This window comes from Pseudomonas fulva, assembly GCF_023517795.1.
GTDB lineage: Bacteria > Pseudomonadota > Gammaproteobacteria > Pseudomonadales > Pseudomonadaceae > Aquipseudomonas > Aquipseudomonas fulva_D.
The window spans coordinates 3,226,449-3,244,174 of the sequence record NZ_CP082928.1; the positions used below are offsets into that span (position 1 = coordinate 3,226,449).

The following is a 17,726-nucleotide window of genomic DNA, read 5'->3' on the forward strand; positions in this document are numbered from 1 at the left end:
GTCACATCATCAAACCGATCCAGCCGGGTGAATCTGAGGGACTGGTACCGAAGAATTAGGGCAAGGGTATTCACAGTCGTGTAGTGATGAATCATGCGAATCCTTCCGAGACATTTGGCTGAAAATTATTGCTTAGCCATAATTCATAATAAAACGTATGGATGAGAAAGGTAAGCGTATGGAAATATTCTTGTCTGCCATCCACTGATGCGGTGGCAAGTTGTCCAATTTCGGTGTCCCTCTGTTTCTGAGATCCAAGTGTCCTCTCGTCACACCCTCAGCGTCCTGGAATTGCGGGTAATTTTTCCTTTCGTTGGCCAGGTTTTTTTAACGTTGCCAAGATTTTTTTAAAAAATGCGTGTAAAGCTCAGAAAAAATTAACCGAAAATGTTCGTCCGACCTGGCGGGGCGGTTACGACGATCTGGTCATCGTGTTCGCCCCTCTACCCTGAAGCTGCTGCGGGCGGGTCTCGATCGAGCGGTATCCATTTAGGGGTGAGGTTTGCGTTGATGCAGAGGCCGATGGCGACACTGGGAACGGTTGCGCCAGGTGCAGGCATTCCCAAACGACCCAATTCTGAATAGTTTCGGATAAGAACTTCGTTGCTACATGGAAATCCTGGCGATAAAGGTGTGGTCTGTCCCGGAGCTAGGGACAGACCAAATAGACGCCGTGAACTCGTAGTGGCCTGGGAAAACAGTAGGTGGAAAGACTCCGGGCAGCGTCATCCAACGTGTTTGTGAATTTAATAAATGCGACATTTTTTTCGGATAGGCGACAACATTTCGAGTCACCCCCTTAAAAAATTTTAAAGCCGACGGAGTTTATTTATTTGAGAGCAAAGAAAAAGCAGGGAGATCCTAGGCTCCTCGGAAGGCCAGGTCAGAACGCCATGTCGGTTTGGCTTTTGCCGTGTTTTTGATCCTGCTTTTTGGGCTTACCGCGCTTGGACGAACCTACAGATGATTGTCTGCCATGGGGGAGGGTAGGATCGGGTTTAGCCGCCTCTGGCGGCTACTTTGGCTTTGAATACAAATTGGGAGACGGCCAATGGCCGATGACGCTCGCCCAAAGTTGTACCCGTGTCGTACAACACGCCTGGACGTCAATTTCCATGTACTTGACTTGTGGCCTTCAGCGCCTCAACCAGGGTTTCTAACGCATCTGCCAGCCTGCGATCTTCCCGTGCGTCTCCGGAGTCGGGTCGGAATGACTGGCAATGACGAAGCAAGGCATCGCGATCGTTGTGGTTAAGATCAAATTGAATGAGCATGTGGAAGTCCTTGGCCCGAGCGTCGGTGATCGAGTTTGACGGGCTGCAGGGTTGCGTGGCAACGAGGGTGATGGCATTTGAGTGAGGAGATGGAGCGAGCAGTGTGGCAGCTCGCTGAGCATGTCTATCGGGGTAAATTGAGCGATGTCCTGATCGCGGCCCTGAAAGCCTTCCAAAGGTCACCTGGCCACGACGGGGTGACGCGTATCTATGCACAGGCGGTAGGGGAGTTTGGTTTGTCTGCGTTACGGCAGGCACTGGACGATAACCCAAGAGTCTGGGCTCAGGCGGCGCATGGTGGAATTGAGCTCCGCTGCCGTCTTCGGTCTCACTTAACCCACTTTCTGCGCAGGTGCCTTATGGACGATGGACATGCGACGGAGCGAATGCGAGACGTGCATTTCTCCACTGACCTGGGGCTCTAGGTCGGCAGCGCGTTCCTCGCCTGCTTCGGCTGAAGCTATGTGCAGATTCCTTCGACACGTTGCTGTGGAGGCAGGCAATACTGAGCCCATATCGAGATTCCTTCCGTGAAGGCGCATGGCAGAGATGAAAACTATGGGCTGACGATGTGCGCGAGATCAGGGGGCAGTACTGTAATTTGACTGGGTTGGCACGCCTATCGGGAGTCAAGCCTCTGTTGCTCGCCAAGACAAGGGGTGCTTGTTCCGCTCTAGGCCGCCATCAGTCCTCCTGTGTGTTCCACTATCGGATAAGTGATCGGTGCAGTCTATTACAAGAAAGCAGCGTCACTTCTGGTACCTGTGTTTTCAGTTTTAAGTATGCTAGAGGTTGTCTCTTACTATTAAGTGCAAGGTTGGTATAGCAAGTCATTGTCTGCCGACTGCCTCCAGCGCAATAGCCTGGTCAATATCGACAGGAGCCCCTGAAACGCCAAGTCCCCCTACTGCGCGTCCGTGCTCATCAAAAATTACAACGCCGCCACCAAAACTTATAAGGCCGCCATTAGTTGCTTCGAGTGTGTAGATTGCCCCGTCTGGGCGAGCTTCCTTACCAATTGACGCACTATCTGTCCGAAATAGGGCGGCAGTACGAGCCTTTTTGATCGCTATTTCGATAGCGCCAGGAATGGCATCGTCCATTCGAAGGAATGCTGCTTGAAGGCCAGAGGCATCCACTACCGAAATGCAAATTTGGTGACCACTACGATTTGCAATCTCTTCAGCTCGTTGAATGATTGATTTGGCTATTGATGAGATCATGTTTATTCCTCCTTGGAACCTGTATTTTAATTGCTGGTGTGGTTTCTGGTATCAGATGCCATTGATCATTCCCGCTAGCATTCAGCCTGTGCACCGAAGTTTCTGCTGTGGCATGAACTATTGAAAGCTTTAGTAGGTGTAAGTGCAGATTCCTCATTCATTTCATCAGCAGCTTGATGCGCTGCCCGATCCCACTTCGCATTGGTGCAGTTCAGTCGAGTTTCTGGTCTATCCCTGATGTCGGGCGGTTTAGATGGCTAAGTAGACGTTACGGTGAGTTTGGATCGCTTTTAATGGAGGTGTATGCAATAAGAAAAGGGCCGCCAGATAATGGCAGCCCTAAAAGTATCAGCTTGCTTTTTGCTCACTGATGGTAGGTTGACGCGGAGAGTTGGAGCGACCTTGTTTCATCAGCGCGGGGCCGAAGACCGCGAGCGGAATGAGCAAGACGATTGGGAAGTAGAGCAGCTTATCAATTCCGAAGGTACTGACAACAAGTGCAATGGCTGCTGGGCCAAGAAGCATCCCAGAGTAACCGATGCAGTTAACGATACCGATGTTGCGTCCAGCGTTTGCTGGATCCTTCCGACCAGCACTGGACAGCATGAGCGGGGCGATACTGGCAAGACCCAGGCCGAACATTGCAAAGCCAACCAGACCGGCAAATTCTGTATTGACGACGACGATCAGAATCAGGCCCGCGATAGCGATGACAGCGCTAAGGAAGACGAGCTTAACCGCGCCGATCAGAGCGGCCAGACGGTCGCCAATGAGTCGACCAATGAACTGAGCACCGATGAAGACAGAAACTGCAACGCCAGCATCTGCAGCAGTGACCCCAAGAACACGGCGTCCGTACTCTTGACCCCAGTCGGCAACAGCGCCTTCACCAACCATGCTACCAAGCAGCAGGATGCCGAACCCTACCATCAAAGCGATCACCCCTAGGGAGGCAGTGCTGATCGGCGTCGCCTCTTTAGTATCCACTGGTGCTGCTGGAACTACCTCGTGTTGTTCGAGCATGAACAGGCTAGAAATGATCCCTATTACGAGCAGCAAACCGCCGAGAACAGTGAAAGGGACGGCTGCGCTTTCGGTATAACGCGCAGCGAATCCGCTACCAACCATGCCAAGAACGAAGCCACCCAAGGAGTAGGCTGCGTGGAACGTAGTCATGATTGAGCGCTGATAGAATCGCTCTACCTGAACGCCGTGAGTGTTGTACGCAGTGTCTGCAGCACCTCGAAGCAAGCCAAGGATGACCCCGAAGCTCAGCGCAAAGTAGACGTCGGTGGTGTAGCCCAGTGGGATGATCGAGAGAGGATATGCAATAGCTGTTGCGAGGATAACGTTCTTCGCACCAAACTTATCCAGGAACAGGCCCACAATAAATGAGCCAACTGCACTGCCAACACCTATACCGAAAGCGATCATGCCGAAATCGGCGTCTCCGATATCACCATTAAGCCCCATGTTATGACGAAAGGCTGATACGCCTGTAGACCAGATGTACATCATGGCCCCAAGAATCATGAAACCCGCAAATGTTGCAATACGTGCTCTTCTGATTCGAGGGGTGACAAGGCTATTGTTCATGTTGTTCATTTTTTAACACGTTCCTGTCAGTTGAGGTTGGTTACCATCCGTTTTTAGCAAAGGATGGCGTTTTTATTGAAAGCCATCCGCTATCCTTAGCGCGTTTGCTGCAATTGTCAGTGCAGGGTTAACTGCTGCTGAAGAGGGGAATGATGAGCTATCAACTATCCATACGTTGAATAGGTCATGCATTCTGCAGTCTGGATTTAGAACGCTAGTTTTAGGGTCGCTACCCATTACTGCAGTACCGCACTGGTGAGAGTTTGTCGCAATCCCCATCCGTTCTGTCAGTACAACTGGAAAACCCGCTTTTTTCATTATCGCAGTGGTCTTTTCAACCAGCTGCTCGTGAGCACTCAAATTGTTTGGCGTCCAATAGACTTTGATTGAGTCACGCTCCTCGTCGTACACAACTCGATTGTCCTGAGTTGGAATGTCTTCCGATGTCAGGTATAGATCAACGCTATGGCCAGTAATGAAACGAGAAACTATTTTCGGAATCCAGGGGCGCATTGGAGTAATCATTGGCTCGCGGATCTTGCCGAGCATCTGAACATTTCCTAGAGGGAAAGTGTTGCGCTGACCAGCAGAGTACCAATCATTGATAGCCAAGGTTTTTTGAAACTTGACCTTATTAGTGTGCAGGGGGTCGACCGCGATCATGAAGGTGCTGTTATGCACCATGTAGTTCCGACCCAGTTGGTCAGAGCTATTTCCAAGACCGTTGGGGTGCTGTTCATTCTTCGAGCGGAAGAGGAGGGCAGCGCTGTTCACTGCACCACATGCGAGCGCGATCCGATTTGCAAAAATTCTGACCGGGCGCCCATCTTTGACACCTAATGCTTCTGTGACCTGAGTTCCGTCTTTGTTGGTCACAAGCTTATTAATTTTGGTACCGACCATCAGTCTTGCGCCTAACTCCAATGCTGGGCGCAAGGTCGAAATCTCTGCATCGCCTTTAGCTTCGAGTAGGCATGGGTAGCCGTCACAGGTAGAACAGAGCACGCAGGCGCGGTCTTCGCCGAAATCAACAGCCGCTGGCATTACGAAAGGTGACAGCCCGTCATCCTTCATCACTTTCTCGAGCGGAAGCAATGCAGGGTCGTGCTCTAGGCCAGGCCAAGGGTACGGTTGGGAGCGCCATGGTTCGGTGGGATCCTGGCCCGCGTTGCCGTGAACCTTGTACAACTGCTCAGCTTGGCAATAGTACGGCTCCAAATCCGCGTAGCTGATTGGCCAACCAGGTGCGATACCTTCGGCATGCTTCACGTCGGAGAAGTCTACTTCTCGAAAGCGCGGGAGCATTGCGCCATAGAACTTGGTGTTTCCGCCTACGTAGTAGAATACCCCTGGCGAAAAGGGGTTATTGTTTCTGTCCAGCCACTGCTCAGCGTTCCTGTAGCGCCCCTCGCCGAAAACAGCTTCAGCGCTCCAGTTCTCGGTTTCACGAGGAAGGAAGTCGCCGCGCTCTACGATCAGGACATCCAGTCCTTTCTTGATCAGAGCATGTGCAAATGTGGAGCCACCCATGCCTGATCCAATGATCAGTACGTCACAGGTTATCTCACCATTTGCATCAGGCTTCACGGTTGGATTGGAGCGCCGGCGTAGCGGCGCTCCTTCCAAACGGGCTTGCTCTGAATGAGTGTTTAATACTTCAGAACTCATTTCTTGCATGCCTCAGTTTTGATTACAGGTGCTGTTCTTTGTTACGCAGTTCCCAGTACTCATCCTGACGTTCGTCAGTGATGTACTCAGGAACCGGGAAGTCCCACCAGCCAGGTACCCATGGGCCTGCAGCGTCACGGTCGGTAGGCACCTCAATCAACACTGGTTCGTTGGCATCCAGTGCTTGCTGGAGGATGGGTTCCAACTCTTCGTTGCTGTTCACACAGAACGACTTGATACCGAATGATCTGCCCAGTGCGGCGAAGTCCGGAGAGTACGGCTCGCCATTTGGAAGGTTGAATTCGCTGCCGATGTGGCGACTGGTTTGTTTGCGTTGACCACCACGAATCGACATGTAGCCAGCGTTGTTCTGGATCAAGAACACCACAGGAATGTTGTTGGTCACGCAGACTGCAATTTCCTGCGGGTTCATCAGGAAGTCGCCATCGCCCAGGATGCAGACAACTGGCTGATTTGGCGCCGCCAGCTTGGCACCGATTGCTGCGGGTACTGCCCAGCCCATGGAAGAGAAGCCACCGGAGGTCAGGTGAGTGCGAGGCGAGTAGACGGGAAAGGTCTGCTTGACTGCACCCTGAGCGTTACCCGAGCCCACAACCACGATAGTGTCGCGTGGGAAGATTTTGCGCAGAGCACCCAGTGGACGCTGAGAAGTGAACGGGAACCGATCCGAATCGCGGCGGGAGGCGAGTTTGGTCTCCCACAGGTCTTGGTTTTTCTTCAGGTCTTGCAGGTACTCGGTACGATCGACAGTCTCGCCTTTGAGCTCTTCAACGATGTGAGCAAGCGCATATTTGGCGTCGGATACGATACCTACCGCTACTGGGTAGTTCTTGCCGATTTCGTGCGGATCGATGTCGATGTGAATCAGACGGCCTGGCGGGATCGAGAAGGTCACACCTTGGGCGTAGCTTGAAGATGACCAGTCGGTGAAGCGGCAGCCGACTGCAAGAATCACGTCGGAGCTGGAAGCCATGGCATTGCCACACAGAGTTCCAGTCTGGCCAACGCTACCTGCGAACAGAGCGTGGTCTTCAGGGAAGCCGCCCTTACCATTCCAAGTAGTCACTACTGGAATTTTCCAGGTCTCGGCGAGTGCCACGACTTCGTCGAATGCTTCTGCAGTGATGACGCCGCCGCCGATAACGATCATCGGGCGTTTGGCTTCACGCAGTACTTCTGCGGCACGTTTGATTGCCTGAGGATCTGGGTAGACTTTGCCGACCGGAGTGCGCTCTTGCAGGTCATGCAAGGTAACTTCACGCGCTTCAGCCTGGACGTCCATCGGGATTTCGATGTGTACAGGGCCTGGGCGGCCAGTCAGCATCGAGCTGAAGGCACGGTGCATGATGAAGGGCATTTCTTCGGTACGGGTGGCAACCCAATGGCGCTTGGAAACGGCCTCAGCAATTTTCGGGAAATCGTTGTCGGTGTAACGCTCCAGCTCCTGCAGTAGGCCGTGGCCACGCATGTGGGTGGGTGGGCCACCGGTGATCAGCATGCAGCTGGTGGAGTCGGTGTAGGCGGTGGCCATACCGATTACGGTGTTACTGGCACCAGCTCCAATGGATGTTACGGCAACCATTGGTTTGCCAGCGACACGGTAGTAGCCGTCAGCCAGGTGAACGGCACTTTGCTCATGGAAAACTTGAATAAATTTAAGCTTGGATTCCTCTTCCATAAAGGCATCCATCAGAGTCCAGATGCCGTGGCCAGGAATTCCGGCGACGTACTCGACTCCATAGTTTTTCAGGGTTTGAGCAACCACTTGGCTAGCAGTTAACTTCGGCATGTTACATCACTCCTAAGTGGAGGGTTTTACTAGACACTCTTCAGAGGAACCGCGTGGATTAACTCTGAAGAGCCCGATTTACCGGTTAGGTATTTATTTACGCGTTGCCCACACCAAGCCTTGTTTAGTGAGGCGGCGAATATTTGGGTCGGCGAGGTTGCTGGTGTCGTGGCCGATCGAGTGATAGAAGACTCGCCCTTCACCCCAGTTTCGAACCCATGCCACTGGGCTACGGTGCCCTTTCAGCCATGGCATTGGGTTGCCATCGAAAGTGGTTTCAGCAAGAACATGGATGTTTGGGTCGACCTGCATGTAGTACTGCTCGGAGCGAACCTCAAAGTCCTCAACGCCTTGAGTAACCTCGTGATTGCGGTCGATGAAATTGACCATGTACGGGTGTGGGTAACCTTCGCCTGCCGGGTGCTCAAGGAAAGATCCACCCAGCATGAAGTGATATTTCAGGCTTGCGCGGAATGCCGCTCCTGCGCCGTGCCAGCCAACAAGACCCACACCGCTTTCGACTGCTTCAGAAAGATGCTTTTCCTGCGAAGCGGTGAGGGTTTCAGTGGTAACAGCGTTGTTCCAGCCGATGATGATCAGGTCGTAACCTTTCAGGTCACGATCCAACGTGAAGATGTCAGTTGACTCTTCAACGTCAAAATCCAGCTCTTTGAAGAGTTTGCGAGCCCAGCCCGCAATTTCATAGGGATAATGTCCAGGCCAGCCGCCGTAAAGATAGAGAACGCGAGTCACGGTATACCTCCAGTATTTATTTTTGACGAAGAGCATCCGTCGATTGAAATTCGACAGAACCTTAGTTATGTATTTGCCTTTATTCAGGCTGCACGAAAACACCGAAATAAAATCGGATTAACAGTGTTCGGGGATTTGCCTGCCTACATTCTCACAGCATTCGGGCTGCTCGTTGTGTGCTGCTAACGTTCAAAGTAGGGGGCTTATCTAACGACGGTCTCACTGCGCACTTAAACTCCGGGGAAAACGTTCCGAGTCATTAATACAGCTGAGCTTTCCCGGTTCTTGGCACTAGGCCTACGACACACGGGCAGAACTTGGGCTTTGTGGGCAGTGAAACTAAAGAATTGCAAGAATGTAAGCCGCACGTCTAGGAAGGGCAGGCATCTCGCTTGACGGTTTCGCTGGGCTGTCTCGCTCAGCTTTTGGGCGCTAGACATAAGCAGCCTCGTTTTTTGTTGGGTGGTTATTCGTATAACCTGTGAGCACAAGGTAGCATGCGGTTTTCACTTGTCAATACCTACAAACGACAGAAGGTCTCGCCAGAATGGGGCCAGATTTCCCCTGTCGTTGGGTATGGGGAAAACCTCTGAAGGCCTTGCCAATTAAGGCTTTAGGCGGAAAAATGGTGCTGAATCAGGAGGGGTTTTTCGCAATTCTTGAGCTCATGAAAGGCTAAAGATTTTCCGGTGGAGATCCTTGGAGTGAGCTCAATTCAAAGCGCCCTGCAGCTGAGAACCTTTGGAAAGAGTTATCCTCTCCAAGCCCGAGCGCGTTATCCTGAGTGGCGCTTGCCAGCGCGGTTCCTGGGTGTCGCAGAAATAAATATAAGGGCAGATTTTCAGATGGTTTCGATGAAAGATGTGGCCAAAGCAGCCGGCGTTTCTCAGCCGGCGGTTTCCTACGCCTACAGTGGCTCCAGTAAGGTCTCTGCCAGCCAGCGGGAACACATTCTTTCGGTGGCGGCTAGCTTGGGATATCCCGGGCCAAACCTTCGGGGCAGAAGCTTGCGCTCGGGGCGGGTTGGTGCAATTGGCCTAGTCGTAATGGATCAGTTGTCATATGCCTTTGATGATCCTTGGGCCATGTCCCTTCTGAAAGGAATCGCCAGGGTGAACGAGTTGGCCAACGTCGCGCTGACCCTATTCCCGCTGAAAAACAAAAAGCTTGAAGGTGACCAGGAAGGAGATGCCAACCTAGCTGTCAGAGGATTGGTCGACGGCCTGATCGTCTCGACCTTGCCGGACGACCATCCCATCACGCAATTTATCGTGAAGCGCAAGATACCGGCGGTGATTATTGACTCCCCCAGGCTTGAAGGCGTGCATTTCGTTGGGATTGATGACCGGCAAGCTGCAACAGATCAAATGGAGCACATTCTTGCCCTAGGCCATACCAAAATAGGGATTTTGGTTGAGCGATTGATCCCTGATGGCAAGAGGGGGCGTGTGAGTCAGAAGCGCTTCAAGCACTCGACGGAGATGATCGCAAGGGAACGACTTACAGCCTATATCGAGACCGCTGAACGGCACGGTATTGATTATGACGATCTGATGATTGTCGAAGCTGGCGGTTTCACCGAAGCGCTAGGTCGGGAAGCCGCTTCCATCTTGCTCAGTGAGTCCGGTGTCTCGGCAATCGTTGCTAGTTCCGATGTGATGGCTCTAGCGTGCCTGTCACAAGCAGAAAAAGAAGGCGTGGAGGTTCCTGGGCAGCTATCGGTTATCGGCTTCGACGACGTTCCTGATGCGGCGCCTAGAGGCCTAACCACTATCCGTCAGTCCATCATCGGTAAGGGGGAGTTTGCTGCTCGCATTTTGCTCGATGAGCTGGAGGCGTCGGAACCTCTGCAGCCGGTAATCAAAATTTTTGATACATCGCTTGTTGTTCGAAGCACAACGCGTCAGGTGTAGCTGAGGCTGCGTCAGAGTGCGTCACTTTGCGTTTGATTGAGAAATTGGCCCGTTGAGTTTCACAACTTAGTCTGAGACAGCTACAAGGCGTGTCTCTAACAATAATTCTTGTGGAACTAACTTCTGTTTGCCTCCTGGCTGTACCGCTAAGGCGGTGTGCGGAAGTTCCTGATGGGGCAAGCGATGAATTATAAAATGGATTTGCCTTCTGAGAAGGTAACAGTGTCTCACGGTGCGCTGTCTAAAGGGCTGAGCAGCCGTCAAATCACCATGATCTCTATTGGTGGTGTAATTGGTGCGGGGTTTTTCGTCGGTTCCGCGAGCGCTATTAGTGCTGCTGGGCCTGCGGTATTGGTGTCTTTTGGGATCGCTGCAGTACTCGTTGTTCTTGTGATGGGCATGCTTGCCGAGCTTGCAACTGCAAGCCCAGATACAGGCTCTTTTTCCACCTATGCACAGCAAGCGATGGGACGCTGGGCCGGCTTTTCGATTGGGTGGCTGTATTGGTGGTTCTATGTTCTTGTCATACCGCTAGAAACCATCGTGGCTTCAGACATTCTTGGCGGATGGCTTGGAGTCTCCTCTATTGCAATTGGCGTCGCTCTCATCGTAGGTCTCACTCTGACCAATATCCTCAGTGTGAAGAACTTCGGTACGCTCGAGTACTGGTTTTCTCTGATCAAGGTCGTTGCCATTTTGGCCTTCATTGGTTTGGGGGTATTCGCTATTTCAGGAATGCTTCCTAGTAGCTCAGCGAATGGTGTAGGTCATCTTTGGCGGGATGGTGGTTTTGCGCCTACAGGGCTCCCTGGAATTGCATCAGCCTTGGTACTTGCACTATTCAGTTTCACTGGTATGGAAATCGTTACCATCGCTGCAGCCGAGTCTGAAGATCCTCGAGCAAACATTCGAAAGGCTATTCGCTCTGTTGTATGGCGGATGCTGATTTTCTACTTTGGCTCAATTTTCGTGATTGTTGCTTTGGTTGCGTGGAACTCGCCTCGCCTAGAGGTTGGTTCTTTCCAGTCGGCTCTCCAGGTGATGGGTATTCCTGGTGCTGCGGGTATCATTCAGGCTGTGATTTTGGTTGGGGTCGCGAGCACCCTCAACTCTGCGATTTTCACTGCTTCTCGTATGGGCTATTCGCTTGCGGTTCGCCGAGATGCCCCCAGGTCATGGGCTCAGACGACTGCCAACGGTGTACCGAAGGTCTCGATTTTCTACGCGAGCGCTGGAGCTCTCATTCTTCTGGTGGCCAACTACACCTTGCCTCAAACCGTATTAGTTCCACTGATTGCCACGATCGGCACGATTGCTCTCGTGATGTATCTGGTTATTGCTGTGAGCCAGGTGATTCTGCGTAAACGGGCCATCGCTGAAGGGAAGGCTTTGATCGTTGAATTCCCTCTATTTCCCGCGCTCTCCTACTTCACCATAGCTGCGATTGTGTCGTTCTTGGTTCTGATGGCTGTTGTCCCTGGGCATCAAACTGAGTTGCTTGTCTCGTCGGTTTTGACATTGGCCTTGATAGGCCTTGGAGTGATTCTTCAGCGAAGAGATCAAGCTAAACCTGCATAGCCACAAATTATGTATGCGCTAGTCACCCACTTTGCCCATCTTCGGATGGGCGTTTTTTTGGCGAATTATATGAACTCAAACGCAGATATTTCTCACCTAATCAGCAGTGAAAATTTGATCGCATGCCGCGCTTCGTTTTTTCTGCCGGGTGTGATGATGGGGGCCTGGGCGCCGTTAGTGCCTTTTGCCAAGGCGCGTGCAGGCATTGATGAGGGTGAGCTTGGAGTCCTGCTACTTTGCCTTGGCACAGGTTCAATGTGCATGATGCCCTTTGTAGGAAAAATCGTCAGCAGAGTGGGTTGTAGGGCGACTATGACCACGGCCATGCTGGGCGCTATAGCCATCCTCTTGCTTCTCTCTAGCGTCTCAAATTTCTTCTCGCTTGTTCTTTGTTTGCTGCTTTTTGGCGCCTGCTTGGGAGCAGCAGATGTGACGATGAACCTGCAAGGTTCAATTGTAGAGAGAGGTCTTGGCCGATCCATGATGTCCGGCTTTCACGGGCTTTTTAGTGTAGGAAACATCTTTAGCGCCTTGGTCATTTCCGGGCTTCTTTGGGTTGGGTTGTCGCCGTTCGCGTCTGTTCTCGCGTTAACAGCGATCTCAGCAGCGATGCTATTTACTGTAGGAAGGCATATGTTGCCCTTCGGAGAGGGGAGTGATGGGGCGATATTCAGTAAACCAACACCCTATGTGCTCTTGCTGGGCGTACTCAGTCTGATTGCCTTCTTGGTCGAAGGGTCGATGCTCGACTGGAGTGCCGTTTTTCTGAATACAGTTAGAGGGATGGACATCAATCACTCGGGTATCGGCTTCGCACTATTTTCGGTGACCATGGCAGTCGGAAGGCTTTCTGGTGATTGGTTGGTACCCAAGCTCACCGAGCGGGTAGTGATTGTAGGGGGTAGCTGCTTAGCTACAGTGGGGATGATCGTCGCGATATTCATTGACAACCAATTCGCTGCGCTGGGTGGTTTCATTTTGATTGGTGCAGGTATTGCGAACCTAGTACCTGTCTTTTGCTCGGCTGCAGGACGGCAGGGTGTCATGCCCGTGGCATTGGCGCTATCTACGGTAAATGCAATTGGCTACCTAGGCATTTTGATGGGCCCGGCCATAATAGGTTTCTTGGCTCACCTGACAACACTGAGCGTGGCTTTGATGATGACCGGTGCCTTGCTCCTGGTTGTCATTACGACATCGGGTGCTGTGGTGAAAAAGATCTGACGCTACTTTCTACCATCCAAAAAAATGCCAGCCATATGAGGCTGGCATTTCTTGTCGGTGAGGGATCAGAGAGCCGGTTCGCCGAAGCCAACCTCTTTCTTACCATAGCGACGGACACGGATATTTGCTTGCTCAGCGTGGCCCACGAACCCTTCCATCAAGCAAAGGCGAGAGCAGTATTCGCCGATAAGCGCAGACGCTTCGTCAGTTAGGATGCGTTGGTAGGTGCAGGTCTTGATGTATTTACCAACCCACAGGCCGCCGGTGTAGCGTGCGGCTTTGTTGGTCGGAAGGGTATGGTTGGTGCCAATCACCTTGTCGCCATAAGAGACGTTGGTGCGGGCGCCTACGAACAGGGCGCCATAGTTGGTCAGATTTTTAACGAAGTAATCGTCGTCATGGGTCATGATCTGGACGTGCTCGGAAGCGTATTCATCCGAGTACTTGACCAGTTCCTCATAGTTTTCGCAGAGGATGATTTCGCCAAAATTATCCCAGGCTTCGCGAGCGATTTTCTCAGTCGGCAGTTTGACAAGCAGGCGCTCGATTTCTTTCAGTGTTTCCAGCGCAAGTTCGCGAGAGGTGGTCAGCATCACGGCAGGCGAGTCCACGCCATGTTCAGCCTGACCCAGCAGGTCAGTTGCACACAGTTCACCGTCTACAGAATCATCGGTGATGAGCAGGGTCTCGGTTGGGCCGGCAAAGAGGTCAATGCCGACACGTCCGAAGAGTTGGCGCTTTGCTTCGGCTACATAAGCGTTGCCTGGGCCGACGATGATATCCACAGGACTGATCGATTCGGTACCGATAGCCATGGCTGCAACTGCTTGAATGCCGCCGAGGCTGTAGATAGCGTCAGCGCCGCCCAAGGCTTGGGCCGCAACGATGTATGGTGCTGGTTTACCTTGGAAAGGAGGGGCGGCAGTCGTGATATTTTTCACGCCCGCCGACTTTGCGGTAACGATCGACATGTGGGCCGACGCCAGCAGCGGGTACTTACCACCTGGTACGTAGCATCCAGCGGCACTCACCGGGATGTGTTTATGTCCGAGGATGACACCAGGGATGCTCTCGATTTCGACATCCAGTAGCGACTTACGCTGGGCATCAGCAAATCGGCGTACTTGCTGCTGTGCGAAGAGAATATCGTTGTACTCTCGCTCGGTCAGTCTGGAAACGCACTCTTTGACCTCTGCGTCGCTCAGGCGGTAGTCAGCGCGATCCCAGCCGTCGAACTTCACCGAGAGTTCACGGACTGCGGCATCGCCACGCTTTTCAATGTCTAGAAGAATGCGTGAGACATCCGACTTGACCTGCTCGTTGCGTTCAACCTGTTGTTCGGTCGGTTTTGCCTTTTTGATCCACTCAGCCATTTCATCACCTCTATCGGGCGCACAGTATTAAGATTATGAGCAGCGCTCGATGCTGGTTGCCTTACGATCTGGGTGTTCAGGCGCCACCATGCATTCGAATTTTCTGCTGCTTTAGGCAAATTACCGACGGAGGGTGACGCAAACAATTTCTCAAGATGACGAATGCTGACGCAGGATGACGCACATTTTGCTTGTTGTTAGGTGCATTTTTTCTGTGGTCTGCTCAGACCGTATCGATTGAGGACGTACCGGCACCAAGATAGTCAACCACCTCCTTAGGGATAGAGGGATCATCTGGCGAGAGTACGGTTGCGCGGCGGATATGCTCTTTTTTCATTAGCCCTTTAGCTACGAAATGCATCGCCGTTTTGTTTGCAACGGGCTGGCGTACCATGGTTGCGGCGATTCCGCTTGAAACGCCGAAAACAAATTTCCTTGAGTTTCTGTTGACTGCCGCGAGGTTGGTAAACGTGATTTCATTTTTCTGAATGGTTTCGAAGTCTATGCAGAAGATTCGATTTGAAATAAGAAAAGTCAGGCCGTGGTACTTGAAGTGGTAATCTATTTTTCCGCTGCCATCTTGATTGGGGAAACGCTCCACGTAGTAATGCATCAGCATTCCGTTTCTTTCGAAAATGCAAAAGGTGGATCTTACTATTTTGCCCTTATATATCGATGAGTGGTGGTATCTTTCATATACTCCTGTGAGTTCGCTAAGTTCAGATTTGCTGTCATTTAAAAGCTCATTCACAAACATGAGCATTTTAGGGGTTTGAATTAGATTTCTAAAAAGATGGAAGTGTCCACCTTCAACCATTGATCGGAAGTCATTGGGGTTTGTGTATAGTATGTCAGCGCTTAATCCAAAAAAACCTGCAATTACGCGCAGGTTGGCCTTGGATGGCTTATGGGTGCCGGCGAGGTATTTGTTGAACTGTTGTCTGTTTATTCCTACTCGTCTACATATTTCTGAGACTGTGCCAACCTGTTCGCACAGCATCTTCAAGTTTTCTTGGAAGTTATCTTGCTCTTGATCTTGCATCGCGAGAGTCGACCTAATTCAGCTATCGTGCCAGTCTATGGATATTTCAAAGAAGGCTTAAGGACGACGCTCTTGCCCCTTTGCACACGTGATTGAGACCTAGAAAATGGACTTTCCCGTACAGGTAGGCAACCCCTGCCTATTCTTGAGGATGCAGGCGCTGTTGGCCGGGCGAAATGGGATGAATCCCTAGTTTTTTGAAAGTTCTTAGCGCGCAATTTTCATGATCGCTTCAGCAGCTTTCGATCCGTAGGCAACTGCAGCATCCAAGTGCTCGTCGCTACCGTCCCAGTTCCACCAAGCACACACTGCATCCAGGGTTTTGCGAGCAATGCGCGCGTTGATGTCTACCGCAACATGACCCATGTCTTGGGCGATTGCCGCATACATGTAGTCGCAAAAACGCTCCCAGGTTTCGATCTCATCCCTTACCTCTTCGGGCAACTGCTTGGAGATACGGTCTGTGGCAATCAAGATGTCCCAGCTGTCATTGGCCGGCTCGCGCAGCTGTTGGGCCACATGAAAACGTACCAATGTTTTCCAGAAGTCCTGCGGATTGACACAGGTCGAGAATTCGACCAGCAATGCTTGCGCGTAACCGCTGTAATGCCAGCGCATAGCGGCAGCCACGACTTGGTCACGTCCCTCGGGAAAGTGGGAGTAGATGGTCGGTGGCTTGACACCTGCCTCTGCCCCGAGACTGCGCATAGACACGTTAGTAATGCCTTCACGCGTGGCAGTGCGCAGGAACGACTTGAGAATCGACTGCTTGCCTTTGGTAAGGCCATGCCGGTTGAACGCGCCGATGAACGTTTCAAGCTGGTGAAGCATGTCGCTGATGTTGTTCACGCCCGCCATGTTAAGTCCTGCACTCCACTTGGCTTTCGATCATAACGGATAGCGGTACGATATTCCCACTCAGCCTGGTAGTCTCGACGTTCGGGGCTTAAGCCACATATGCCGCCCGCGTGGCTTTGCCAGCAATCTCAAGCATCTCGGCGATGTCGGTCAGTTTGGCGCGGCAACGCCCTGGTTGGGCCCGAGAGACCTCATGTCGATCGATCGCCTGCCATGCTTCATAGTCGACTACTTCTAGCCGGGCCAGCATTGATAGTGAACCCACGCCAGGAGAGTTGAGTTCTAGCTCACCGCGCTCGATGTAGCCTGCGATGTTATCCACGACAGCCTTGGCATCCTTGCGATTGGCTGCCACCGCTCCCTTGCCGTGCTGGTTTACCCAGCCGGCCAGAAACACGTTACTCAGCGCGGAGAGGTCGACTGATGCCAGGCTCGAAGGCGCATGGGTGAACCCTATGGCAGTGATGATCTGGTCGACGCATAGGGTAGCGCGCTTGGTTTGCGCGTGCGCAATCTCGAGCTCTAGTGCTGAACCCGCAGGTGTTGCATTGAGTATTTGAGCGACAAAGTGAAAGGTGACACAGATGTCGCCTGGATTCGGGCAGTCGCCTTGCTGCTGCAGCCGAGAGTGGATCAATGTCGTTGCCTTGCAAGCTTCTGAACCGGCCTCAAGGCCGGTGACGGTCAGATGAACACCCGGTAGCTCCAGCAGTTCATGGAGCATCGAATAGTCAAATTTCGCGGTGCCCACTGGCGACCTGCCCAAGACGTCGATCGACATAATACCTTCACCTCGCAGCGAAGCCAGTCGCGCATCGTCGATGTCGGAGCCATTTAAGTCTGCTACTGGCTTGCACAGTAGGCGGATGACATCGATAGCCACGTTACCATTGCCAATCAACGCTAGGCGCTGGCCCAAGGGCTTGATACGTGTGCCTTCAACCAGTGCCTCGTGAAGATCAGGGTGACCGTTTACCGCTTTCAGTAAAGCCCCAGCACCGACGACATACCCTGGAACGTCGGAAACAGCTTCAGGGGTTACATCTGCTTCCAGGCCCGTTGCGACAATGACCACGTCGAACGCTTCAGACAGTACTTCCAGAGGGATGTCACGGCCTACGGCTACGTTGCCAAGAAAATCTACACGCTCACGATGAAACAGCCGGTCGAACTGATCGATCACCGCCTTGGCGCCTTGGTGATCGGCGGCAATACCATAGCGAACCAGGCCGTATGGCACTGGCAATTGTTCAAAGATCGTGATCTCTGCCGTTGGCCATTTCTTCCGGCAAAATTGAGCGCTGTAGCAGCCCGCTGGGCCACTTCCAACGATCGCCACTTTCAGGCTATGCGGGTTCATATTCACTCCTGCTGTACAGAGCGTGCAGCGAAATGCTGCACATGGTGATCGTCA

The 17,726-nt window shown here is 52.3% G+C and carries 14 protein-coding genes; 3 read left to right on the top strand and 11 right to left on the bottom strand.

Annotation, left to right across the window (positions count from 1 at the left end):
• Positions 1–1,106: 1,106 nt before the first annotated feature.
• The 7 genes from K8U54_RS14775 to K8U54_RS14800 all read right to left on the bottom strand — a co-directional run bounded on the left by K8U54_RS14775 (position 1,107) and on the right by K8U54_RS14800 (position 8,324).
• Positions 1,107–1,274 (bottom strand): hypothetical protein, encoded by a 168-nt coding sequence (locus tag K8U54_RS14775; protein WP_249906523.1) that lies wholly within the window; start codon positions 1,272–1,274, stop codon positions 1,107–1,109.
• A gap of 830 nt (positions 1,275–2,104) precedes the next feature.
• Positions 2,105–2,497 (bottom strand): GlcG/HbpS family heme-binding protein, encoded by a 393-nt coding sequence (locus K8U54_RS14780; RefSeq protein ID WP_249906524.1) that lies wholly within the window; start codon positions 2,495–2,497, stop codon positions 2,105–2,107.
• A gap of 74 nt (positions 2,498–2,571) precedes the next feature.
• Positions 2,572–2,736, bottom strand: coding sequence for a hypothetical protein (locus K8U54_RS25355; RefSeq protein WP_434060029.1), 165 nt, complete (start codon positions 2,734–2,736; stop codon positions 2,572–2,574).
• 109 nt (positions 2,737–2,845) lie between these two features.
• Positions 2,846–4,102 carry an MFS transporter gene (locus tag K8U54_RS14785; protein ID WP_249906525.1) on the bottom strand — a complete coding sequence of 419 codons (1,257 nt, stop codon included), beginning with the start codon at positions 4,100–4,102 and terminating at the stop codon, positions 2,846–2,848.
• A gap of 63 nt (positions 4,103–4,165) precedes the next feature.
• Entirely contained in the window at positions 4,166–5,761 is a 1,596-nt protein-coding gene (locus K8U54_RS14790; protein WP_249906526.1) for a GMC oxidoreductase, read from the bottom strand.
• Between the two features lie 22 nt (positions 5,762–5,783).
• A complete protein-coding gene (locus K8U54_RS14795; RefSeq protein ID WP_249906527.1) occupies positions 5,784–7,571 on the bottom strand; it encodes a thiamine pyrophosphate-binding protein in 1,788 nt (595 codons plus the stop codon).
• 93 nt (positions 7,572–7,664) lie between these two features.
• Entirely contained in the window at positions 7,665–8,324 is a 660-nt protein-coding gene (locus tag K8U54_RS14800; RefSeq protein WP_249906528.1) for a ThuA domain-containing protein, read from the bottom strand.
• A 704-nt stretch (positions 8,325–9,028) separates the two neighbouring features.
• Here K8U54_RS14800 and K8U54_RS14805 point away from each other — a divergent pair.
• From K8U54_RS14805 to K8U54_RS14815, 3 genes are all read left to right on the top strand, one after another.
• A complete protein-coding gene (locus K8U54_RS14805; protein ID WP_249906529.1) occupies positions 9,029–10,237 on the top strand; it encodes a LacI family DNA-binding transcriptional regulator in 1,209 nt (402 codons plus the stop codon).
• Between the two features lie 171 nt (positions 10,238–10,408).
• Positions 10,409–11,815 (top strand): amino acid permease, encoded by a 1,407-nt coding sequence (locus K8U54_RS14810; protein ID WP_434059953.1) that lies wholly within the window; start codon positions 10,409–10,411, stop codon positions 11,813–11,815.
• Between the two features lie 69 nt (positions 11,816–11,884).
• Positions 11,885–13,039, top strand: a complete 1,155-nt coding sequence (locus K8U54_RS14815) for an MFS transporter (protein ID WP_249906530.1) — start codon at positions 11,885–11,887, stop codon at positions 13,037–13,039.
• 65 nt (positions 13,040–13,104) lie between these two features.
• On the opposite strand, the gene hisD is transcribed toward K8U54_RS14815, so the two are convergent.
• The 4 genes from hisD to K8U54_RS14835 all read right to left on the bottom strand — a co-directional run bounded on the left by hisD (position 13,105) and on the right by K8U54_RS14835 (position 17,672).
• Entirely contained in the window at positions 13,105–14,412 is a 1,308-nt protein-coding gene (gene hisD / locus K8U54_RS14820) for a histidinol dehydrogenase (RefSeq protein ID WP_249906531.1), read from the bottom strand.
• A 223-nt stretch (positions 14,413–14,635) separates the two neighbouring features.
• Complete coding sequence (locus tag K8U54_RS14825) at positions 14,636–15,454, bottom strand: helix-turn-helix domain-containing protein (protein ID WP_249906532.1); 819 nt, start codon at positions 15,452–15,454, stop codon at positions 14,636–14,638.
• Positions 15,455–15,661: 207 nt separating this feature from the next.
• A complete protein-coding gene (locus K8U54_RS14830; protein ID WP_249906533.1) occupies positions 15,662–16,312 on the bottom strand; it encodes a TetR/AcrR family transcriptional regulator in 651 nt (216 codons plus the stop codon).
• A gap of 88 nt (positions 16,313–16,400) precedes the next feature.
• Positions 16,401–17,672: an FAD-dependent oxidoreductase gene (locus K8U54_RS14835; RefSeq protein WP_249906534.1), complete on the bottom strand. Its 1,272-nt coding sequence runs from the start codon at positions 17,670–17,672 to the stop codon at positions 16,401–16,403.
• Positions 17,673–17,726 lie beyond the last annotated feature (54 nt).

Coding starts and splice junctions, on each gene's coding strand:
- K8U54_RS14775 (WP_249906523.1), bottom strand. CDS start 1,274: ATGCTCATTCAATTTGATCTTAACCACAACGATCGCGATGCCTTGCTT.
- K8U54_RS14780 (WP_249906524.1), bottom strand. CDS start 2,497: ATGATCTCATCAATAGCCAAATCAATCATTCAACGAGCTGAAGAGATT.
- K8U54_RS14785 (WP_249906525.1), bottom strand. CDS start 4,102: ATGAACAACATGAACAATAGCCTTGTCACCCCTCGAATCAGAAGAGCA.
- K8U54_RS14790 (WP_249906526.1), bottom strand. CDS start 5,761: ATGAGTTCTGAAGTATTAAACACTCATTCAGAGCAAGCCCGTTTGGAA.
- K8U54_RS14795 (WP_249906527.1), bottom strand. CDS start 7,571: ATGCCGAAGTTAACTGCTAGCCAAGTGGTTGCTCAAACCCTGAAAAAC.
- K8U54_RS14810 (WP_434059953.1), top strand. CDS start 10,409: ATGGGGCAAGCGATGAATTATAAAATGGATTTGCCTTCTGAGAAGGTA.
- K8U54_RS14815 (WP_249906530.1), top strand. CDS start 11,885: ATGAACTCAAACGCAGATATTTCTCACCTAATCAGCAGTGAAAATTTG.
- hisD (WP_249906531.1), bottom strand. CDS start 14,412: ATGGCTGAGTGGATCAAAAAGGCAAAACCGACCGAACAACAGGTTGAA.
- K8U54_RS14825 (WP_249906532.1), bottom strand. CDS start 15,454: ATGCAAGATCAAGAGCAAGATAACTTCCAAGAAAACTTGAAGATGCTG.
- K8U54_RS14830 (WP_249906533.1), bottom strand. CDS start 16,312: ATGGCGGGCGTGAACAACATCAGCGACATGCTTCACCAGCTTGAAACG.
- K8U54_RS14835 (WP_249906534.1), bottom strand. CDS start 17,672: ATGAACCCGCATAGCCTGAAAGTGGCGATCGTTGGAAGTGGCCCAGCG.